This window comes from Pseudomonas sp. KCJK8993, assembly GCF_046230915.1.
Lineage (GTDB): Bacteria > Pseudomonadota > Gammaproteobacteria > Pseudomonadales > Pseudomonadaceae > Aquipseudomonas > Aquipseudomonas piscis.
On record NZ_JBJJLO010000094.1, the window covers coordinates 1 to 17,336 of the forward strand.

Sequence of the window (17,336 nt, forward strand, 5' to 3'; positions counted from 1 at the left end):
GATCATCCAGGTGATCAACAGCATCGCCGAACGGACCAACCTGTTGGCGCTCAACGCCGCCATCGAGGCCGCCCGCGCCGGCGAGGCCGGACGTGGCTTCGCCGTGGTCGCCGACGAAGTCCGCAACCTGGCGGCACGTACCGCGCAATCGACCCGGGAGATCACCGGCATGATCCAGCGCATCCGGGAGACCACCGAACAAGCGGTCAGCAGCATGCAGACCGGAGTCAGCCGGGTGAACGAGGGGGTGAACATGGCCCAGCAGGCGGGTACCTCGATCAACGAAATCCGCCAGGGCGCCCAGCGCTCGGCGCTGATGGTCCAGGAGATCTCCCACACCATCGGCGAACAATCCAAGGCCAGCAGCGAAGTCGCCCAGCGAGTGGAAATGATCAGTGAAGTGGCCCGGCGCAACAGCCAGGCCATGCGCGACCTGAGCCTTACGGTGGAACAGATGGAGAGCTCGGTAGCCACCCTGCAGACCTCGGTCACGCGCTTCCAGCTGTGAAGCCGAGTCCAGCCCCATGGACCAACACTTGAACAGGTGAGCCTGATGCAGATCACAAGCGTGCTGCTACTTTTCGTCGGCCTGGCCGTGGCCCTGGTGTTCATGGGCTTCAAGGTGGTGCCCCAGGGCTACCAGTGGACCGTGGAGCGTTTCGGCCGCTACACCACCACCCTCAAGCCAGGGTTGAACATCATCATCCCGGTGATGGACCGTATCGGGCGCAAGCTCAACGTCATGGAGAACGTCCTCGACATCCCGCCCCAGGAGGTCATCACATCCGACAACGCCACGGTGCAGATCGATGCGGTGTGCTTCTTCCAGGTGGTCAACACTGCCCAGGCCGCCTATGAGGTCAACAACCTCGAGCATGCCGTGCGCAACCTGCTGCAGACCAACATCCGCACCGTGCTGGGCTCCATGGAACTGGACGCGATGCTCAGTCAACGTGACGCGATCAACGAGAAACTGCTGAAGACCGTGGACGAAGCCACCGCGCCCTGGGGAATCAAGATCACCCGCATCGAGATCAAGGACATCAGCCCACCGGCCGACCTGATGGCTGCCATGTCCGGGCAGATGAAGGCCGAACGGGTCAAGCGTGCGCAAATCCTCGAAGCCGAGGGCCTGCGGGCGGCGGCCATCCTTACCGCGGAGGGCAAGAAGCAGGCGCAGATTCTGGAAGCCGAGGGCGAGCGCCAGGCGGCCTTCCTCGAATCCGAGGCCCGTGAGCGCCAAGCCGAGGCGGAGGCCCGGGCGACCCAGGTGGTGTCCGCAGCCATCGCCAGCGGCAACGTCCAGGCGATCAACTACTTCGTGGCGCAGAAGTACGTCGACACCCTGGGCAAGCTGGCCTCGGCCAACAACACCAAGGTGATCCTGATGCCGCTGGAGGCCAGCCAGGTGATCGGTGCCGTGGGCGGCATCAGCGAGATCGTCAAGGCCACCTTCGACGGCAAGAAGACCTGAGGCGACCGCCATGTCGGCATTCCTGCAAGCGCTTTCATTCTGGGACTGGCTGGCCCTGGGCACCGTCCTGCTGATCCTCGAGGTGTTCGGTGCCGGCGGCTACCTGCTATGGATCGGCTTGGCCGCGATCTGCGTGGGAGTCCTGGCGTTCCTGGTCCCGAGCCTGGCGTGGGAAGCGCAATTGCTGCTATTCGGCCTGCTGTCCCTGCTGACCGCCCTGTACTGGTGGCGACGCCAGCGCAGCGCGATCCGCGCCAGCGACCAGCCGAACCTCAACCTGCGGGGCCGCGAGCTGATCGGCAAGACCTTCGTGGTGCATCAGGCGATCGTCAACGGCCGGGGCCGGATCAAGGTTGCCGATGGCGTCTGGATCGCCAAGGGCACTGACGCTCCAGAGGGCGCGCGAGTCCGGGTGGTGGGCCAGGAAGGAACGATCCTGCTGGTCGAAAATCTCGACTGAACGGTCACGGAACTCGACCGGGGAAACTAGAATCAAACGCTGTAGTTCCCCCCTAGTCGGAGTCACCCATCATGCGTCTGAAAACAGCTGTCGCCACAATTGCCCTGCTGTCGCTCCCCGTAGGTTCGGCAATGGCCGACACCTTCTGGCGTAACGTCATTTCCTCCGGTGCGACCACAGGTTCCACCTACCTGACCTTCAAGGATCACAAGCTGATCGTCGCCGCCCAGGACGACGCTGGCAGCTTCGTCGCCAGCCAGGGCAGCATCCGCGGCCCGTACCTGGAGGCCGCTATCCAGAAGGTCCGCTCCGAGAATCCTGGCCTGCAGGCCAGCGACATGGAATTGGCCAACGCCATCCTGGCGAAGAACGCCGTAGCCCAGGAGTAAGGATCGTCCCAGGGATAGCGCACAGCAAACGCCGCCCCCAGGGGCGGCGTTTTTTTGCCTGGCAGATCCCTAACCGGCCTTGGCGGCCCGGGACACCGCCTGCAAACCGGCCAGCGCATAGCTCATCATGTGTTCGATCAACTCGGGCGGATCGAGCTGCAAGCCGGGCAGCACATTGCGCTGCAACTGGCCATGGGCGATCAGCAGGAACAGGCAGGGCGCGAATACGTTGACCGCACAGCGCAAGGTGGCTGGATCGTCGGGCGAACGCTGCATGATCTGGCCAAGGATGGTGCGCACGATCAGCGCCTTGGGGAAGGCCTGCTCCTCGAGCACCTCGGGCAGGACCGAAGAGGGCGACAGCAACTCGCGGGTCAGCACCTTCAAGGCCCAGCCCTGGCGCGCGCTCCCCAGGCCCTCGATCAGCATGGTGATGATCGCCCGCAGCTTGTCTTCAGGGCTTTGCTGGCTCTCGCTCAGGCTGATCATGGTTTCTATTCCAACCAGGCGGTCATGGGCCTCGCGCAACACCGCCCGATACAGGCCGTCCTTGTTCTCGAAGTGATAGTTGACCGACGCATTGTTGGCCCTGGAGCTCTCGCAGATCTGCTTGCTGGTGGTATTGGCATACCCCAGCTCGGCAAACAATTGACCGGCCATCTCCAGAATCTGCTGGCGAGTCGCCTGGCCATCCTGGCGCGGTGCACGAACTACAGCTGCCTGCGGGGAAACGGGAACGACCATGAGTTCCTCACTAAGTTAAATTCAAATTTGACTTTTGTTTATGGACTGCTTAGCTACAAAGCGCCAGTTTCTCGTTCAACCAGGCTCCAAGGTTGCTGTGAAGTGGCGGCTACTCGTCTATTCAGCCAAAGGATATCAGCATGGAAGCACGCGTCATGACTCCCTTCACCTACTTCTCCCTGCCCATGCAGAAGCTGTTCCTGCATAACCAGGCGGAGGTCAGGAACAAGCCCTACGCCAAGTACTTTCGCGGGGACATGCAGGTGCCGCTGTCCGCCGTGCGCAAGATCCAGCAAGGCCCCATGCCCCTGAAGGACACCCTCACCCCGAGCATCGAGGACATCAATCGCCTGCTCGATCCGGACTTCGTCAGCGAGGAGTCCGGCTATGCCCTGCTGCCGGGGCCGATGGCCTATGTGCAAAGCCGCAAGTTCTTTCCCGACTGCACAGCCGACATGTTCAAGTGGTGGTTCATATGGCACCCGCTGGAGTCGGAGCGTTACACCCTGTGGTTCCCCTATGCCCATGTCAGCAACCCTTGTGTGAAGCATCAGCGCCTGTGCGACGAATCCTTGAGCTTCGAAGAGCGACTGTACGGCAACACCTTCTGCGCCTCGGAGTATGTCGGCGACCGCCTGATGCACCTGCATATCGACTTCCAGGAGCCAGGCAAGCTGGGCCTGGACCCCGATCTTTATCGCGAAGCGAAGATCGACGGCAGCGTCAGCGCCCTGATGAGCCTGGCCGATCATCCACAGGTGCCGGTCTCATTGATGGTGCACTTGTTCAAGGAGGTACCGGGCGGCATGTACTTGACCAGCCGCTACTGGGTCGGCGCACATCCTTCCATGGCCCGTTTTCCCGGGGCAGAAAAGGCGGCGGCCATCCTCGGGGAAAACGGCTTGGGTGCCACCGAGCTGGAAACCCTGGCCTATGAATTCGCCGTACACGACATGTGCGAGTTCAACCACCTGGCCAGCTTTCTTCCGGATCTGTATCGGGAGTTCGCGAAGCCTTCAGCTTGAAGCACTAAACCACCGAGCCCACGATGTTCGCGGGCTCGGTGGTTGGAATGAATCAACGTTGTGCACCAGGGCAAATACCGTTGATCAACATGCAAGTGAACTCCTCGATGTCCTGCTCCATCGTCAACTGCTCGGTCAGCAGTCGATACCAGCAAAAACCGAAGATCATATCGAGCAACAATTCACGGTTGGTGTCCTTGGGCAACTCACCATTGCTGATGGCATTCTCCACCAGCTTTCTGGGCAACTCCCTCCTGCGCTCCATGAATTGATCCTTGAGCTGGATCAATGTTGCTGGATCCAGTTGCGCTTCAGCTATCACGCAACGGAAAGCTTCCCCGCAAATGGTTTCCCTCCAGACTTTCCAGAGATTGCGCAGCAAAAAATCGAGATCTTTCTTGAAAGAGCCGAGATCAGGAGCCTTTCTAACTTGTTCGCTCTCGTTTTCGTAGACTTCTGCGATCAACGCCGCCTTGTTCGTCCACCAGCGGTAGATCGTCGGTTTGCTGGCACCGGCTCGACGAGCCACAGACTCGATACTGAGCCCGGAATAGCCGCATTCCTTAAGGATTTCGATAGTGGAAGTGAGGATGGCTTTATGAGTATGAGGACTTCGCAAAGAGCCGATGGAGCTGCGAGATGGTGTACGAGCCACGATAAAAAAATCTCCAGGCAGGGCGCTTGACAAACGCAACGCAGAGTATAGGATTCCCCCGAATCGAAATGAAACGGTCCGTTTCGTTTCATTCTAAAGAGATCTACGAATTTCTTGTACCGGTCCATCTAGATTTTTTGATTATTGCCTCACAGCCAATTAATACGGGGCATTAGACAGGTACGACTTCGAATTCAAGGCTTCAATCTTTTGCTTTCAAGAACAAAGATCACCCTAGATTCTTATTAAACGAAACGTTCCGTATTATAACATAACGAGGTGAAAAAAAAACTGCTTTCGCCTGGCTTTCTTCCATAGAAGAACCGCTCTACTTTGCGGGTTTGCATGACGCCGGCCAGTTGAAGGCAGCAAAACAGTTTTCCATATGTTTCAAGACTGCTCCCGAAGCAGGCACGCCCCAGTTTTCTGAAGAGAATGGAATCAAGAGGAAAATGAACGTGAAAAAAGTAGGCATAGTCAGCTATGGCGCGGGCATTCCGGTCTGCCGCCTCAAAGTGCAGGAAGTCATCAACGTCTGGAAGAACACCGACCTCAAGCTGGTCGAGGAGAACCTGGGCGTCACCGAAAGAGCCGTGCTGCAGCCGGATGAAGATGTCATCACCCTCGGCGTACTGGCAGCACAACGGGCCCTGGACAAAGTCCCCGGCCATGAACTCCAGGCCCTGTACCTGGGAACCTGCACCAACCCCTATGACTCGCGGGCCTCGGCCTCGATCATCCTGGAAATGCTCGGCAGCGGCTACGACGCCTATTGCGCCGACGTCCAGTTCGCCGGCAAATCCGGTACCTCCGCCCTGCAGATCTGCCAGGCCCTGGTGGCCTCGGGCATGACCGGCAGCGCCCTGGCCATCGGCGCCGACACCATCAACCGCAACACCGCTCCCGGCGACCTGACCGAATCCTATGCCGGTGCCGGCGCCGCCGCGCTGCTGGTCGGCACCGAGAATGTCATCGCCGAATTCGATGGCAGCTTCTCTTGCGCCGCCGACATCGCCGACAACATCCGTCCCCAGGGCGATCGCTACATTCGTTCCGGGATGGGCCTGGGGTCGGACAAGAACAGCATCGGCCTGGAAGACCAGACCCGCCGCGCCGCCGAAGGGCTGATGGCCAAGCTGCACACCAGCGCCGCCGACTACGACTACGTGGTGTTCCAGCAAAACCTGGTGTCCACGCCCTACTCCCTGGGCAAGCACCTGGGCTTCAACGCCAAGCAGATCGAACCGGGCATCTACGCCGGCAACGTCGGTGATACCGGGGCGGCCAGCCCGTTGCTGGGCCTGATCAACGTCCTGGACCAGGCCCGTCCAGGACAGAAGATCCTCATGGTGTCCTACGGTTTCGGCGCCGGCAGCGACGCCATCGCCCTGACCGTCACCGACGCCATCGAGCAGTACCAGAAGCGCAACAAGCCGCTGCGCCAGCTGCTCGAGAACAAGACCTATGTCGATTACGGCACGTCCATCAAGTACGAGTTCAAGTACCTGCGGGCTGACTATGCCCTGACCGCCTATCTCTGATTACGCCTGTCTACGCAAGGAGCATGTACATGTGCGCACGTCGTGTTGCAATAGTTTCGGCTGCCTATACGCCGAAGCCCGGTAGTTCACGAGTTCGGCAGACGTTCAAGGAAATGATCGTCGAGTCCGCCTACAAGGCCATCAAGGATGCCAAGATGCACCCCCGTGAAATCCAGGGCGTTGCCTATGGTTATCACGGTGAAGGCATCTCCGAATATGGCGGCCTGGGCCCGACCATTTCCGACGCCCTGGGGATCAGCCCGGCGCCGACTTTCATGAGCACCGCCAACTGCACCAGCAGCTCGGTATCCTTCCAAATGGGCCATCAGATGGTGGCTTCCGGGGAGTACGACATCGTTCTGTGCGGCGGTTTCGAGAAGATGACCGACCACTTCAACTATGCCGAATACATCGGTTCCAGTACCGAATGCGAGTACGACTACTTCCTCGGCATCTCCCACACCGACGCTTTCGCCCTGGCGACCGCCGAGTACTTCCAGAAGTTCGGTTATGCCGGCCGCGAAGCCGACGTCCTGGCCACCTTTGGCCGGCAGATGCGCATCTATGCGCACAACACCCCTACCGCCACCCGCTATGGCCAGGCGATCCCGACCCTGGAAGCGCTGAAGAACAGTGAAGCCTGCGGCTCGATGCTGGCCTGGGGCGAAGCCAGTGGCTGCGCGATCCTGGTCGCCGAGCACCTGGCCCACAAGTACACCGACAAACCGGTGTTCGTGCGGGGTTGCGCCTATACCGGGGTTTCCCACTACTTCGGTACCCGCTTCCACAACCCGACCCTGCATCACCCGGGCCTGCCCAAGGACGTGGGCATGGCCGTCTCGGCCAACTCCATCGCTTGCGCGGAGATTGCCTACAAGAAAGCCGGGATCACCCCCAAGGACATCGACGTCGCCCAGGTCTACGACCTGCTCGGCGCCGGCCTGATCCAGATGGAATCCATGGGCGTCTGCGGCAAGGGCCAGGCTGGCGACTTCGTTCTCGAAGGCGGTATCGCCCTGGACGGCCAGCTGCCACTGAACACCGACGGCGGCAACATCGGCCGCGGCCATGCTTCCGGCTGCGACGGCATCCTGCACATCACCGAGCTGTTCCGGCAGCTGAGGGGTGAAGCCGACAACCAGGTCAAGGGCGCACGCATCGGCGTGTCGCAGAACCTTGGCGGTTATGCGGCGCACAACTCGGTGATTGTCCTCTCGAACGACTAAGGAGCCCGGACCATGTCCATGTACCCAGAACAGATCCACAGAATGACCACCGCCAGCATGCTCCGCGAATGGCGCGAGCATGGTGGCAAGTACCGCCTCGAAGGCAGCCAGTGCGAAGAGTGCAACGAGATCTTCTTCCCCCGGCGTACGGTCTGCGGCGCTTGCAACTCCATGAGCGTGAAGCCCTATCGTTGCGCCCGCACCGGGAAGATCGAAGTCATGGCCCACGCCGACAACCCGATCCTGGCGGCCATGGGCTATGGCGAGACCGTACCGCGCTGCATGGCCATGGTCCGCCTGGACGACGGCCTGGTGATCGCCTCGGAAATCGTCGATGTCTGCGATGCCCAGCAACTGAAGGTCGGCGCGCCGGTGCGCATGGTGGTGCGCAAGCATGTGCGCGAAAGCAACCTGGCCTGGCAATACGCCTACAAGTTCGTTCTGGATAAATAACGTGTTGTTCAAGGTGCCTTGCCAAAAGGCACCTTGAAGTAAGCCATAAAAATAAAATCCAACTTAAAAGCTGCATCAGCGGCAACTTCAGTTCTGGAAGTTGCCCTTGGGCCCCGGTTTTCTTGGGCTCTATGAATTCTATTGCCTATTAACGGGGACACTCCCCAACACTTACTTATTGGCCTGAATACGGCCAAGGATGGGTCATGTCTACTCTTTGCCTCCCACACGTAATGTTTCCGAAACACAAGATCACCCAGCAGCAGATGGTCGATCACCTGGAAGGCCTGCACGCCGACCACCCCCGCATGGCCCTGGCCAAGCGCATGATCGCCAACACCGAGGTCAACGAGCGCCACCTGGTGCTGCCGATCGACGAGCTGGCGGTCCACACCGGCTTCACCCACCGCAGCATCGTCTACGAGCGTGAAGCACGGCAGATGTCGTCGGCCGCCGCACGCCAGGCCATCGAGAATGCCGGGCTGCAGATCAGCGACATCCGCATGGTGATCGTCACTTCCTGCACCGGCTTCATGATGCCGTCGCTGACCGCGCACCTGATCAACGACCTGGGCCTGCCCACCTCCACCGTGCAACTGCCGATCGCCCAGCTGGGCTGTGTGGCCGGTGCCGCGGCGATCAACCGGGCCAACGATTTCGCCAGCCTCGATGCGCGCAACCACGTGCTGATCGTGTCCCTGGAGTTCTCCTCGCTGTGCTACCAGCCGGACGACACCAAGCTGCACGCCTTCATCTCGGCGGCGCTGTTCGGCGATGCGGTCTCGGCCTGCGTACTGCGTGCCGACGACCAGGCCGGCGGCTTCAAGATCAAGAAGACCGAGTCGTACTTCCTGCCCAAGAGCGAGCACTACATCAAGTACGACGTAAAGGACACCGGCTTCCACTTCACCCTCGACAAGGCGGTGATGAACTCCATCAAGGACGTGGCACCGGTCATGGAGCGCCTCAACTACGAGAGCTTCGAGCAGAACTGCGCGCACAACGACTTCTTCATCTTCCACACCGGCGGCCGCAAGATCCTCGACGAACTGGTGATGCACCTGGACCTGGCGTCGAACCGCGTCTCGCAATCGCGCAGCAGCCTGTCCGAGGCCGGCAACATCGCCAGCGTGGTGGTGTTCGACGTCCTCAAGCGCCAGTTCGATTCCAACCTGAACAAAGGCGATATCGGCCTGCTGGCGGCCTTCGGCCCGGGCTTCACCGCGGAGATGGCGGTCGGCCAATGGACCGCCTGATGTGAAACCCCGCGTCTGTCCGACCTGACGCTGCCGGGCTACAAGGCAGCGTCAGGCCGTACCCTCCACGGCGCCTCGCGCCGAGTTCATGGTTTGCCAAGGAAGCTGAGCGATGAACACTGGAATGCCAATCACGGCGGCCAACAGCCGCTACGAAAGATCCATGGTGCTATTGCTGTCATTGAGCTTCGGGCTGGTGGGGCTGGATCGCTTCATCATCCTGCCGCTGTTCCCGGTGATCATGCATGACCTGCACCTGGACTATCAGGACCTGGGCTATCTGTCCGCCGCGCTGGCCTTCACCTGGGGCCTGTCGGCCCTGGGCATGGGCAGCGTGATCGAACGCCTGGGCACCCGCCGCGTGCTGGTGGTGTCCATCACCGTCCTGTCCTTGCTGTCCGGTTTTTCCGCGCTGGCCACCGGCGTGCTGGGACTGGTGATCCTGCGCGGGTTGATGGGCATCTGCGAAGGTGCCTTCACGCCCACCAGCATCATCGTCACCAACGAAGTGTCGCGTCCCGGCCGACGTGGCCTGAACCTGGGAATCCAGCAGGCGCTGTTCCCGATTCTCGGCCTGTGCCTGGGCCCGCTGATCGCCGCCAGCCTGTTGCAGATGACCGGCTCCTGGCGTGCCGTATTCGCCATCATCTCGCTGCCGGGCCTGGTACTGGCCGCCTACCTGTGGAAGGTCTACCGGCCACAGCCGGCACCCACCACCGACCAGGCCTGCGGCCATGCCGGGACGCGCTGGCTGGCAGCCTTCAAGAGCGGCAACGTGAGCCTGAACATCCTGATCATGTTCTGCATCCTCACCTGCCAGTTCGTGCTCTGCGCCATGCTGCCCAGCTACCTGACCGACTACCTGCACCTGGAAACCCTGTCCATGGCCTTCATCATCTCGGCCATCGGCCTGGGCGGCTTCATCGGCCAGTTGATCATCCCCGGGATGTCCGATCGCCTGGGGCGCAAGCCGGTGGTCTCGGCGTGCTTCATGAGCAGTAGCACCCTGGTCGGCCTGCTGATCGTCAGCCCGGCCATTCCCTGGTTGCTGTTCCTGTTGTTGTTCCTGCTGTCATTCTTCAACTTCAGCCTGATCTGCATGACCGTCGGCCCGCTGACCAGCGAGTCGGTGCCCGCGGCCCTGCTGCCCACTGCGACCGGGATCGTCGTGGGCCTCGGCGAGATCCTCGGTGGCGGGCTGTCGCCGGCGGTAGCCGGGTTCGCCGCCAATCATTTCGGCCTGCCGTCGATCCTGTATGTCGCCCTGAGCGGCAGCCTGGCCGGCCTGCTGCTGTCGTTGCTGCTCAAGGAAAACGCCCTCGAGCCCGGCCGCGCACCAAGCCTGGAACCACGCCCCTTGCCTTCCCGCCCCCTTGCCGATCGAGGACTAGAGAATCATGGATGATTACCTGCTGTTGCTGGATGTCTGCCACAAGGACCAGCGCGCCATCGGGCTGTTCGATTTGCACAATGGCCGCAGTGTGCGGGCGCTCTCCGAACATGGCGGGTTGTACGAGACCCTGCAGTTCTGCGCCCGGCGGCACCTGGACTGGAACGAGCACTTGCGCAGCCTGCCGGCCCATCCCCAACTCGCCGTCGACGGACGCCAGGAAGGCCCGTTGCGCCCGCCCCTCAAGCCCAGCGACAGCCTGCTGGCCCAGGTCAGCGAAGTCACCCTCAATACCCAGCACACCCACCAGGGCTGGTTCTACAAGGGCAATGGCAGCCTGCTCAAGACCGACGGCGAACCACTGACCGTTCCTTATCACGCCCTGAGCATCGCCAGCCAACCCGGGGTGGTCTGCGTGTACCTGGTGGATCATTTCGGCCAGCTGCGGTTCGTAGGCTTCAGCCTCGGCCATGACATCCGCGACCCGCTGCTGAGCCGCCAGGACGCCAGCTCCTGCGCGCAGTCGCGCCTGCGCCACTGCGCGATCACCCCGGCGCTGATCCTCGGCGAGCTGCAGGGCAGCCTGTCGCTCAACGTCCGGGTCGAGCGCCAGGGCGCGCAGCTGTCCTACCTCAGCTACCGCCTCGACCAGCAGGCCTGGGGGGCGATTCGCAAGTACTCCCAGGCCTTCCTCGAACAGCACGAACAGTTCCTGCAGCCGGGCATGGTCCACTATGTGTTCCACAGCGCCAGCCGGCGCGAGAGCGAACTGCAACTGCAACACGGCGACTGGCTGGACCTGGACTGCCCGGAACTGGAGCTGGGCCTGAGCAACCAGGTCGTCGAGGAAGAACTGCTGCACCTGTACCCTCTCGACGCCCAGCCGCGCCGGATCCGCGCCCAGGCTGCCCGGTCGGCCTGGCAACCGGCTCAGCGGTAGGCGTCCACCGGTACGCAGGCGCAGAAGAGATTGCGGTCGCCGTAGACATTGTCCACCCGGTTCACCGCCGGCCAGTACTTGTGGGCCCGCACATGGGCACTGGGCAAGACCGCCTGCTCGATGCCGTAGGCCCGCGTCCAGGCGCCAGTGATATCGGCCAGGGTATGGGGCGCGCCCTTGAGCGGATTGTCCTCGGCCGGCCACTGGCCCTCCTGGACCTGGGCGATCTCGGCGCGAATGCTCAGCATGGCCTCGACAAACCGGTCCAGCTCGGCCTTGGACTCACTCTCCGTGGGCTCGACCATCAGCGTGCCCGGCACCGGGAACGACATGGTCGGCGCATGGAAGCCGTAATCCATCAGGCGCTTGGCCACGTCCTCCTCGGTAATCCCGGTCAACGCCTTCAAGGGCCGCAGGTCGAGAATGCACTCATGGGCCACCCGCCCGTTGCGCCCGCTGTAGAGCACCGGAAAGGCGCCGCTGAGCTGGGTGGCCAGGTAGTTGGCGGCGAGGATCGCCACCTCGCTGGCATCGGCCAGCTGCGGCCCCATCATGGCGATGTACATCCAGCTGATGGGCAGAATGCTCGCACTGCCCCAGGGCGCGGCGCTGACCGCATCGTTCTGGGGCAACGGGCCATCAATCGGCACCACCGGGTGGTTGGCGACGAAGGGCGCCAGGTGTGCGCGCACGCCGATCGGCCCCATGCCCGGGCCACCGCCGCCGTGGGGAATGCAGAAGGTCTTGTGCAGGTTCATGTGCGAGACGTCGGCGCCGATGTCTGCGGGCCGGGCCAGGCCCACCTGGGCATTGAGGTTGGCACCATCCATGTACACCTGGCCGCCATGGCTGTGGACGACTTCGCAGATCTGGCGGATGCCTTCTTCATAGACCCCATGGGTCGAGGGATAGGTCGCCATCAGGCAGGACAAGCGCTCGCCGGCCTGCGCGGCCTTGGCCGCCAGGTCCGCCAGGTCGACGTTGCCGGCCTCGTCGCACTCGACGATCACCACCTGCATCCCGGCCATCTGCGCCGAGGCCGGGTTGGTGCCGTGGGCCGAGGCCGGGATCAGGCAGATATTGCGTTGCCCTTGCCGACGGCTCTCGTGGTAGCGGCGGATGGCCAAAAGCCCGGCATATTCGCCCTGGGCCCCGGAGTTGGGCTGCATGCAGATGGCATCGAAACCGGTGATCGCGCACAGCCAGCGCTCCAGCTCCTCGATCATCAAGCGGTAGCCGGCGGCCTGCTCCCGGGGCGCGAAGGGGTGCAGGTCGGCGAACTCCGGCCAGGTGATGGGGATCATCTCGCTGCTGGCGTTGAGCTTCATGGTGCAGGAGCCCAGGGGAATCATCGACTGGTTGAGCGCCAGGTCCTTGTTCTCCAACTGCTTGAGGTAACGCAGCATCCGGGTCTCGCTGTGATGGGCACTGAACACCGGATGCTCCAGCACCGGGCTGCGGCGCAGCAGCTCATCGGGCAGGCCGGACTCCAGCTCCTCGGCATCCAGCACGGCTACGTCCAGGCCGTGGTCGGCGCCCAGGAACACATCCAGCAACCGGGCGACGGTGGTTTCGTCGCAGGTCTCGTCGAGGCTCAGGCCCAGCCGGCCACGGCCGAGGATCCGCAAGTTGATCCGCTGGGCCCTGGCGCTCTCGATGATCGCGGTCTGGCTGCCGCCCACCTCCAGGGTCAGGGTGTCGAAGAAGTGCCGGTTGACCCGGGCGATGCCATGGCGCTCCAGCCCCGCAGCGAGAATGCAGGTCAGCCGGTGCACCCGCTGGGCGATGCGCTTGAGCCCCTTGGGGCCGTGGTACACCGCGTAGAAAGCGGCGATGTTGGCCAGTAGCACCTGGGCGGTGCAGATATTGGAGTTGGCCTTCTCGCGGCGGATGTGCTGCTCGCGGGTCTGCAAGGCCATGCGCAGCGCCACCTGGCCCCGGGCATCACGGGACACGCCGATGATGCGTCCGGGCATGGCCCGCTTGTATTCGTCGCGGCAGGCGAAAAAGGCCGCGTGGGGACCACCGTAGCCCATGGGCACGCCAAAGCGCTGGGACGAACCCAGCACCACGTCCGCACCCAGCTCGCCAGGCGGGGTCAGCAGCAACAGGCTGAGCAGGTCGGTGGCGACGCAGGCCAGGGCCTGGCGGGCATGCAATTGATCGATCAGCGGCCGCAGGTCGCGGATCTCGCCGTGGGTATCCGGGTACTGCAACAAGGCGCCGAAGACCTCGTGCCCAGGCAGCTTGTCGAGGCTATCGACCACCAGTTCGAAACCCAAGCCCTCGGCCCGGGTCCGCAGCACCGAGAGGGTCTGCGGATGGCAATGTTCGTCGACGAAGAACCGCTTGCTCCCGGACTTGGCCACACGGCTGGCCATGGCCATGGCCTCGGCCGCGGCGGTGGCTTCGTCCAGCAGCGAGGCATTGGCCAGGTCGAGGCCGGTGAGGTCGATGGTCATCTGCTGGAAATTCAGCAGCGCCTCGAGCCGGCCCTGGGCGATCTCCGGCTGGTAAGGGGTATAGGCGGTGTACCAGCCGGGGTTTTCCAGCACGTTGCGCAGGATCACGTTGGGCGTGCGAGTGCCGTGGTAACCCATGCCGATCAGGCTGGTCCAGACCTGGTTCTGCGCCGCATAGCCCTTGAGCCGCGCCAGGGCCGCCGTCTCGTCGAGGGCCGGTGGCAGGTCCAGGGCTCGATTGAAGCGAATGGCCGGCGGCACCGTCTGCTCGATCAGCTCGACCCGGCTGCCGAGCCCGAGGCTGGCAAGCATGGCTTGCTGCTCCTGGGCATCGGGTCCCAGGTGCCGGTCGAGAAATGCATTGGGCTCACGTAGCTGGGTCAGGGATGGCATGGCAGTCTCTCTCCGATGAACGGCGCTCAGCGTCGATGCGACAGGGTGCCAAGCAGCATAGCAGCCGATTCTGCCCCTCGACGCTCTGGCGTCCCGAGGCATTCGGGACCATCATGCTGGGCGTCAGCGCGCCCCCCGGCGCGCCTCAATCCATGTTCCCAGCGTCCGCTTATCGGGTGTCCCATCGTCATGAGCCAACTGCCTTTCCTGCCGTTCTCCAAACCCACCATCGATGAACCCACCATCGCCGCCGTCGGCGAGGTGCTGCGCTCGGGCTGGATCACCAGCGGTCCCAAGGTCCAGGCCTTCGAGGCGCAGCTTTCGCAGTTCTGCGGCGGCCGCACCGTGCGCACCTTCAACTCCGGCACCTGCACCATGGAGATCGCCCTGCGCATCGCCGGCATCGGCCCGGGCGACGAAGTGATCACCACGCCGATCTCCTGGGTCGCCACCGCCAACGTGATCCTCGAAGTGGGCGCCACGCCGGTGTTCGCCGACATCGACCCGGTAACCCGCAACCTCGACCTGGACCAGGTCGAGGCCGCCATCACCCCGCGCACCAAGGCCATCATCCCGGTGTACCTGGCCGGCCTGCCGCTGGACATGGACCGCCTCTACGCCCTGGCCAGCAAGCATGGCCTGCGGGTAGTGGAGGACGCCGCCCAGGCCCTGGGCTCCAGCTGGAACGGCCAGCGCATCGGCGCGGGCGGCGACTTCGTGTCGTTCAGCTTCCAGGCCAACAAGAACGTCACCTGCTCCGAAGGTGGCTGCCTGGTGCTCAATACCCCGGAAGAAGCGCGCCTGGCCGAGAAATATCGCCTGCAAGGGGTGACCCGCAGCGGCCACGACGGCCTGGACGTGGATGTGCTGGGCGGCAAGTTCAACATGACCGACGTCGCCGCGGCCATCGGCCTCGGGCAGTTTGCCCATATCGAGGCGATCACCGCCCACCGCCGCGAGCTGGCCCGGCACTATTTCGAATGCTTCGGCAGCGATTTCCAGGAACGCTACGGCGCCCAGCTGCCACCTGCGGACTTCAGCAACAGCAACTGGCACCTGTTCCAGCTGGTATTGCCCGAGCGCCAGGATGGCCAGCCGGCCCGCGCGACCTTCATGGAGCAGATGCAGCAACGGGGTATCGGCATCGGCTATCACTACCCGCCGATTCACCTGTTGAGCCTTTACCGCGAGCGCGGCTTCAAGGAAGGGATGTTCCCGGTAGCGGAACGGGTGGGACGCCTGATCGTGTCGTTGCCAATGTTCACGGCGATGGACAAGAGCGATGTGGAGCGCGCGGTAGCCGCGGTCAAAGAGGTGTTGCAGAGGTAATGGACTCGCGGCCGGCCCGCTCGAGGGCCGGCCGCGTATGCCTTATTCGCCGATGGAGGCCTTGTAGCCTGCGGCGTCCAGCAATTTTTCCAGGTCCGCCGGATTGGCCGGTTTGAGCTTGAAGATCCAGGCGTCGTACGGCTCGCTGTTGAGCAGTTCAGGGCTGGCGCTCAGCTCCTCGTTGACCTCGATCACTTCACCCGCCACCGGGGCGTAGATGTCCGAAGCGGCCTTGACCGACTCCACGACGCCGGCCTGGTCCCCTGCCCCGAACACCTTGCCGACTTCGGTCAGCTCGACGAATACCACGTCGCCCAGGGCCTCCTGGGCGTGGTCGCTAATACCCACGGTCACGCTGCCATCGGCTTCCAGGCGGGCCCATTCGTGGCTTTCGGCAAAACGCAGGTGGGCAGGGATATCGCTCATGTTCTATGTCCTCAAGAAGAAATGATCAGCGGCGCAATGCCGGCTGCAAAAATGTTAGATCAAGGTTTTGCCATGGCGCACGAAGGTCGGTTTGACTACCCGCACCGGGTACCACTTGCCACGGATTTCCACTTCGGCCCGATCGCCGGTGGCCATCGGTACCCGCGCCAGGGCAATCGACTTGCTCAGCGTAGGGGAGAAACTACCACTGGTGATCTCACCTTCGCCAACATCGGCGATGCGTACCACCTGATGCGCCCGCAGGACGCCACGTTCCTCGAGCACCAGGCCCACCAGTTTGTGCTGTATTCCACCCGCCCGCTCCGCTTCCAGGGCGGCACGACCGATGAACTGGCGCGTAGCCGGCTCCCAGGCGATGCTCCAGGCCATGTTCGCCACCAAGGGTGAAACCTGCTGGTGGATGTCCTGGCCATAGAGGTTCATGCCGGCTTCCAGGCGCAGGGTGTCACGGGCGCCAAGGCCGATGGGCGAGATGCCCGCGCCCACCAGGTCGTTGAAAAAGGCCGGCGCCTGCTCGGCGGGCAGGACGATCTCCAGGCCGTCTTCACCGGTGTAGCCGGTGCGGGCGATGAACCAGTCACCGTCGGCACGGCCCTCGAAAGGCTTGAGTTGCTGGATCAGGGTGGCCCGGGGCTGGCTCACCAGCTCGGCGATGCGCTGGCGCGCCTGGGGCCCCTGGATCGCCAGCATGGCCAGTTCCGCCCGCTCGCGCAGCCGGACCTGGAAGTCGCCCAGGTGGGCCTGCATCCAGGCCAGGTCCTGCTGGCGGGTCGCGGCGTTGACCACCAGGCGATAACTGTCTTGGAGACGGTAGACGATCATGTCGTCGACGATGCCGCCCTGCTCGTTGAGCATGGCGCTGTACAAGGCCTGGCCGGGGCTTTGCAGGCGCTCGACGTCATTGGCCAGCAAGTGCTGGAGCCAAGCCTTGGCCTGGTCGCCGTCGACATCGATCACGGTCATGTGGGATACATCGAACACTCCGCAATCCCGGCGCACTTGATGGTGTTCCTCGACTTGCGAGCCGTAATGCAAGGGCATATCCCAACCGCCAAAATCGACCATTTTCGCGCCGAGGGCGAGATGCAGGTCATACAGAGGCGTACGCTGTCCCATGGGTTTCTCCTTCCGGGCGTGGCGAGGGTGCGGCCT

Annotated in this window: 17 protein-coding genes; 12 read left to right on the plus strand and 5 right to left on the minus strand. The window is 63.0% G+C overall.

The features are described from left to right. The 4 genes from ACK6AU_RS23935 to ACK6AU_RS23950 form a co-directional block, all read left to right on the plus strand. Positions 1–508 (plus strand): methyl-accepting chemotaxis protein (locus ACK6AU_RS23935; protein WP_409301809.1); only part of this gene is annotated, 508 nt, incomplete at its 5' end. A gap of 45 nt (positions 509–553) precedes the next feature. Continuing rightward, positions 554–1,474: an SPFH domain-containing protein gene (locus ACK6AU_RS23940; protein ID WP_185696966.1), complete on the plus strand. Its 921-nt coding sequence runs from the start codon at positions 554–556 to the stop codon at positions 1,472–1,474. A 10-nt stretch (positions 1,475–1,484) separates the two neighbouring features. After that, entirely contained in the window at positions 1,485–1,934 is a 450-nt protein-coding gene (locus ACK6AU_RS23945) for an NfeD family protein (RefSeq protein ID WP_185696965.1), read from the plus strand. Positions 1,935–2,005: 71 nt separating this feature from the next. Continuing rightward, positions 2,006–2,323 (plus strand): DUF2388 domain-containing protein, encoded by a 318-nt coding sequence (locus tag ACK6AU_RS23950; protein WP_185696964.1) that lies wholly within the window; start codon positions 2,006–2,008, stop codon positions 2,321–2,323. Between the two features lie 69 nt (positions 2,324–2,392). Here ACK6AU_RS23950 and ACK6AU_RS23955 read toward each other — a convergent pair whose 3' ends face one another. Next, positions 2,393–3,067 (minus strand): TetR/AcrR family transcriptional regulator, encoded by a 675-nt coding sequence (locus tag ACK6AU_RS23955; protein WP_185696963.1) that lies wholly within the window; start codon positions 3,065–3,067, stop codon positions 2,393–2,395. A gap of 140 nt (positions 3,068–3,207) precedes the next feature. Here ACK6AU_RS23955 and ACK6AU_RS23960 point away from each other — a divergent pair, with 140 nt between their 5' ends. Next, complete coding sequence (locus ACK6AU_RS23960; RefSeq protein ID WP_185696962.1) at positions 3,208–4,092, plus strand: DAPG hydrolase family protein; 885 nt, start codon at positions 3,208–3,210, stop codon at positions 4,090–4,092. Between the two features lie 52 nt (positions 4,093–4,144). Here the strand turns inward: ACK6AU_RS23960 and ACK6AU_RS23965 are convergent, their stop codons facing one another. Further along, positions 4,145–4,747, minus strand: a complete 603-nt coding sequence (locus ACK6AU_RS23965; protein WP_185696961.1) for a TetR/AcrR family transcriptional regulator — start codon at positions 4,745–4,747, stop codon at positions 4,145–4,147. 452 nt (positions 4,748–5,199) lie between these two features. On the opposite strand from ACK6AU_RS23965, the gene ACK6AU_RS23970 reads away from it, so the two are divergent. The 6 genes from ACK6AU_RS23970 to ACK6AU_RS23995 all read left to right on the plus strand — a co-directional run bounded on the left by ACK6AU_RS23970 (position 5,200) and on the right by ACK6AU_RS23995 (position 11,553). Continuing rightward, positions 5,200–6,288, plus strand: a complete 1,089-nt coding sequence (locus ACK6AU_RS23970; protein WP_221775068.1) for a hydroxymethylglutaryl-CoA synthase — start codon at positions 5,200–5,202, stop codon at positions 6,286–6,288. A 29-nt stretch (positions 6,289–6,317) separates the two neighbouring features. Further along, entirely contained in the window at positions 6,318–7,514 is a 1,197-nt protein-coding gene (locus tag ACK6AU_RS23975) for a thiolase family protein (protein WP_031320678.1), read from the plus strand. A 12-nt stretch (positions 7,515–7,526) separates the two neighbouring features. Then, positions 7,527–7,967, plus strand: coding sequence for a Zn-ribbon domain-containing OB-fold protein (locus ACK6AU_RS23980; RefSeq protein WP_053133774.1), 441 nt, complete (start codon positions 7,527–7,529; stop codon positions 7,965–7,967). A gap of 206 nt (positions 7,968–8,173) precedes the next feature. Continuing rightward, complete coding sequence (locus ACK6AU_RS23985) at positions 8,174–9,223, plus strand: type III polyketide synthase (RefSeq protein WP_031320680.1); 1,050 nt, start codon at positions 8,174–8,176, stop codon at positions 9,221–9,223. Positions 9,224–9,335: 112 nt separating this feature from the next. Next, positions 9,336–10,628 carry an MFS transporter gene (locus ACK6AU_RS23990; protein WP_409301814.1) on the plus strand — a complete coding sequence of 431 codons (1,293 nt, stop codon included), beginning with the start codon at positions 9,336–9,338 and terminating at the stop codon, positions 10,626–10,628. Beyond that, a complete protein-coding gene (locus ACK6AU_RS23995; protein WP_409301816.1) occupies positions 10,621–11,553 on the plus strand; it encodes a fumarylacetoacetate hydrolase in 933 nt (310 codons plus the stop codon). Before ACK6AU_RS23990 ends, ACK6AU_RS23995 begins: the two co-directional genes overlap by 8 nt. Here the strand turns inward: ACK6AU_RS23995 and gcvP are convergent. Then, positions 11,544–14,408 (minus strand): aminomethyl-transferring glycine dehydrogenase, encoded by a 2,865-nt coding sequence (gene gcvP / locus ACK6AU_RS24000; protein WP_409301818.1) that lies wholly within the window; start codon positions 14,406–14,408, stop codon positions 11,544–11,546. The two genes, ACK6AU_RS23995 and gcvP, sit on opposite strands and share 10 nt — an antisense overlap. 189 nt (positions 14,409–14,597) lie before the next feature. On the opposite strand from gcvP, the gene ACK6AU_RS24005 reads away from it, so the two are divergent. Further along, positions 14,598–15,737: a DegT/DnrJ/EryC1/StrS aminotransferase family protein gene (locus ACK6AU_RS24005; protein ID WP_185696958.1), complete on the plus strand. Its 1,140-nt coding sequence runs from the start codon at positions 14,598–14,600 to the stop codon at positions 15,735–15,737. Positions 15,738–15,779: 42 nt separating this feature from the next. On the opposite strand, the gene gcvH is transcribed toward ACK6AU_RS24005, so the two are convergent. Together gcvH and gcvT are read right to left on the minus strand one after the other, a co-directional pair. Continuing rightward, positions 15,780–16,163, minus strand: a complete 384-nt coding sequence (gene gcvH, locus ACK6AU_RS24010) for a glycine cleavage system protein GcvH (RefSeq protein ID WP_068576033.1) — start codon at positions 16,161–16,163, stop codon at positions 15,780–15,782. Positions 16,164–16,217: 54 nt separating this feature from the next. After that, positions 16,218–17,300: a glycine cleavage system aminomethyltransferase GcvT gene (gcvT, locus tag ACK6AU_RS24015; protein ID WP_185696957.1), complete on the minus strand. Its 1,083-nt coding sequence runs from the start codon at positions 17,298–17,300 to the stop codon at positions 16,218–16,220. Positions 17,301–17,336 lie beyond the last annotated feature (36 nt).

Bases quoted from the DNA above. Each gene is read 5' to 3' on its own strand.
- ACK6AU_RS23940 (WP_185696966.1), top strand. From the start codon at position 554: ATGCAGATCACAAGCGTGCTGCTACTTTTCGTCGGCCTGGCCGTGGCC.
- ACK6AU_RS23945 (WP_185696965.1), top strand. From the start codon at position 1,485: ATGTCGGCATTCCTGCAAGCGCTTTCATTCTGGGACTGGCTGGCCCTG.
- ACK6AU_RS23950 (WP_185696964.1), top strand. From the start codon at position 2,006: ATGCGTCTGAAAACAGCTGTCGCCACAATTGCCCTGCTGTCGCTCCCC.
- ACK6AU_RS23955 (WP_185696963.1), bottom strand. From the start codon at position 3,067: ATGGTCGTTCCCGTTTCCCCGCAGGCAGCTGTAGTTCGTGCACCGCGC.
- ACK6AU_RS23960 (WP_185696962.1), top strand. From the start codon at position 3,208: ATGGAAGCACGCGTCATGACTCCCTTCACCTACTTCTCCCTGCCCATG.
- ACK6AU_RS23970 (WP_221775068.1), top strand. From the start codon at position 5,200: ATGAACGTGAAAAAAGTAGGCATAGTCAGCTATGGCGCGGGCATTCCG.
- ACK6AU_RS23975 (WP_031320678.1), top strand. From the start codon at position 6,318: ATGTGCGCACGTCGTGTTGCAATAGTTTCGGCTGCCTATACGCCGAAG.
- ACK6AU_RS23980 (WP_053133774.1), top strand. From the start codon at position 7,527: ATGTCCATGTACCCAGAACAGATCCACAGAATGACCACCGCCAGCATG.
- ACK6AU_RS23985 (WP_031320680.1), top strand. From the start codon at position 8,174: ATGTCTACTCTTTGCCTCCCACACGTAATGTTTCCGAAACACAAGATC.
- ACK6AU_RS23990 (WP_409301814.1), top strand. From the start codon at position 9,336: ATGAACACTGGAATGCCAATCACGGCGGCCAACAGCCGCTACGAAAGA.
- ACK6AU_RS23995 (WP_409301816.1), top strand. From the start codon at position 10,621: ATGGATGATTACCTGCTGTTGCTGGATGTCTGCCACAAGGACCAGCGC.
- gcvP (WP_409301818.1), bottom strand. From the start codon at position 14,408: ATGCCATCCCTGACCCAGCTACGTGAGCCCAATGCATTTCTCGACCGG.
- ACK6AU_RS24005 (WP_185696958.1), top strand. From the start codon at position 14,598: ATGAGCCAACTGCCTTTCCTGCCGTTCTCCAAACCCACCATCGATGAA.
- gcvH (WP_068576033.1), bottom strand. From the start codon at position 16,163: ATGAGCGATATCCCTGCCCACCTGCGTTTTGCCGAAAGCCACGAATGG.
- gcvT (WP_185696957.1), bottom strand. From the start codon at position 17,300: ATGGGACAGCGTACGCCTCTGTATGACCTGCATCTCGCCCTCGGCGCG.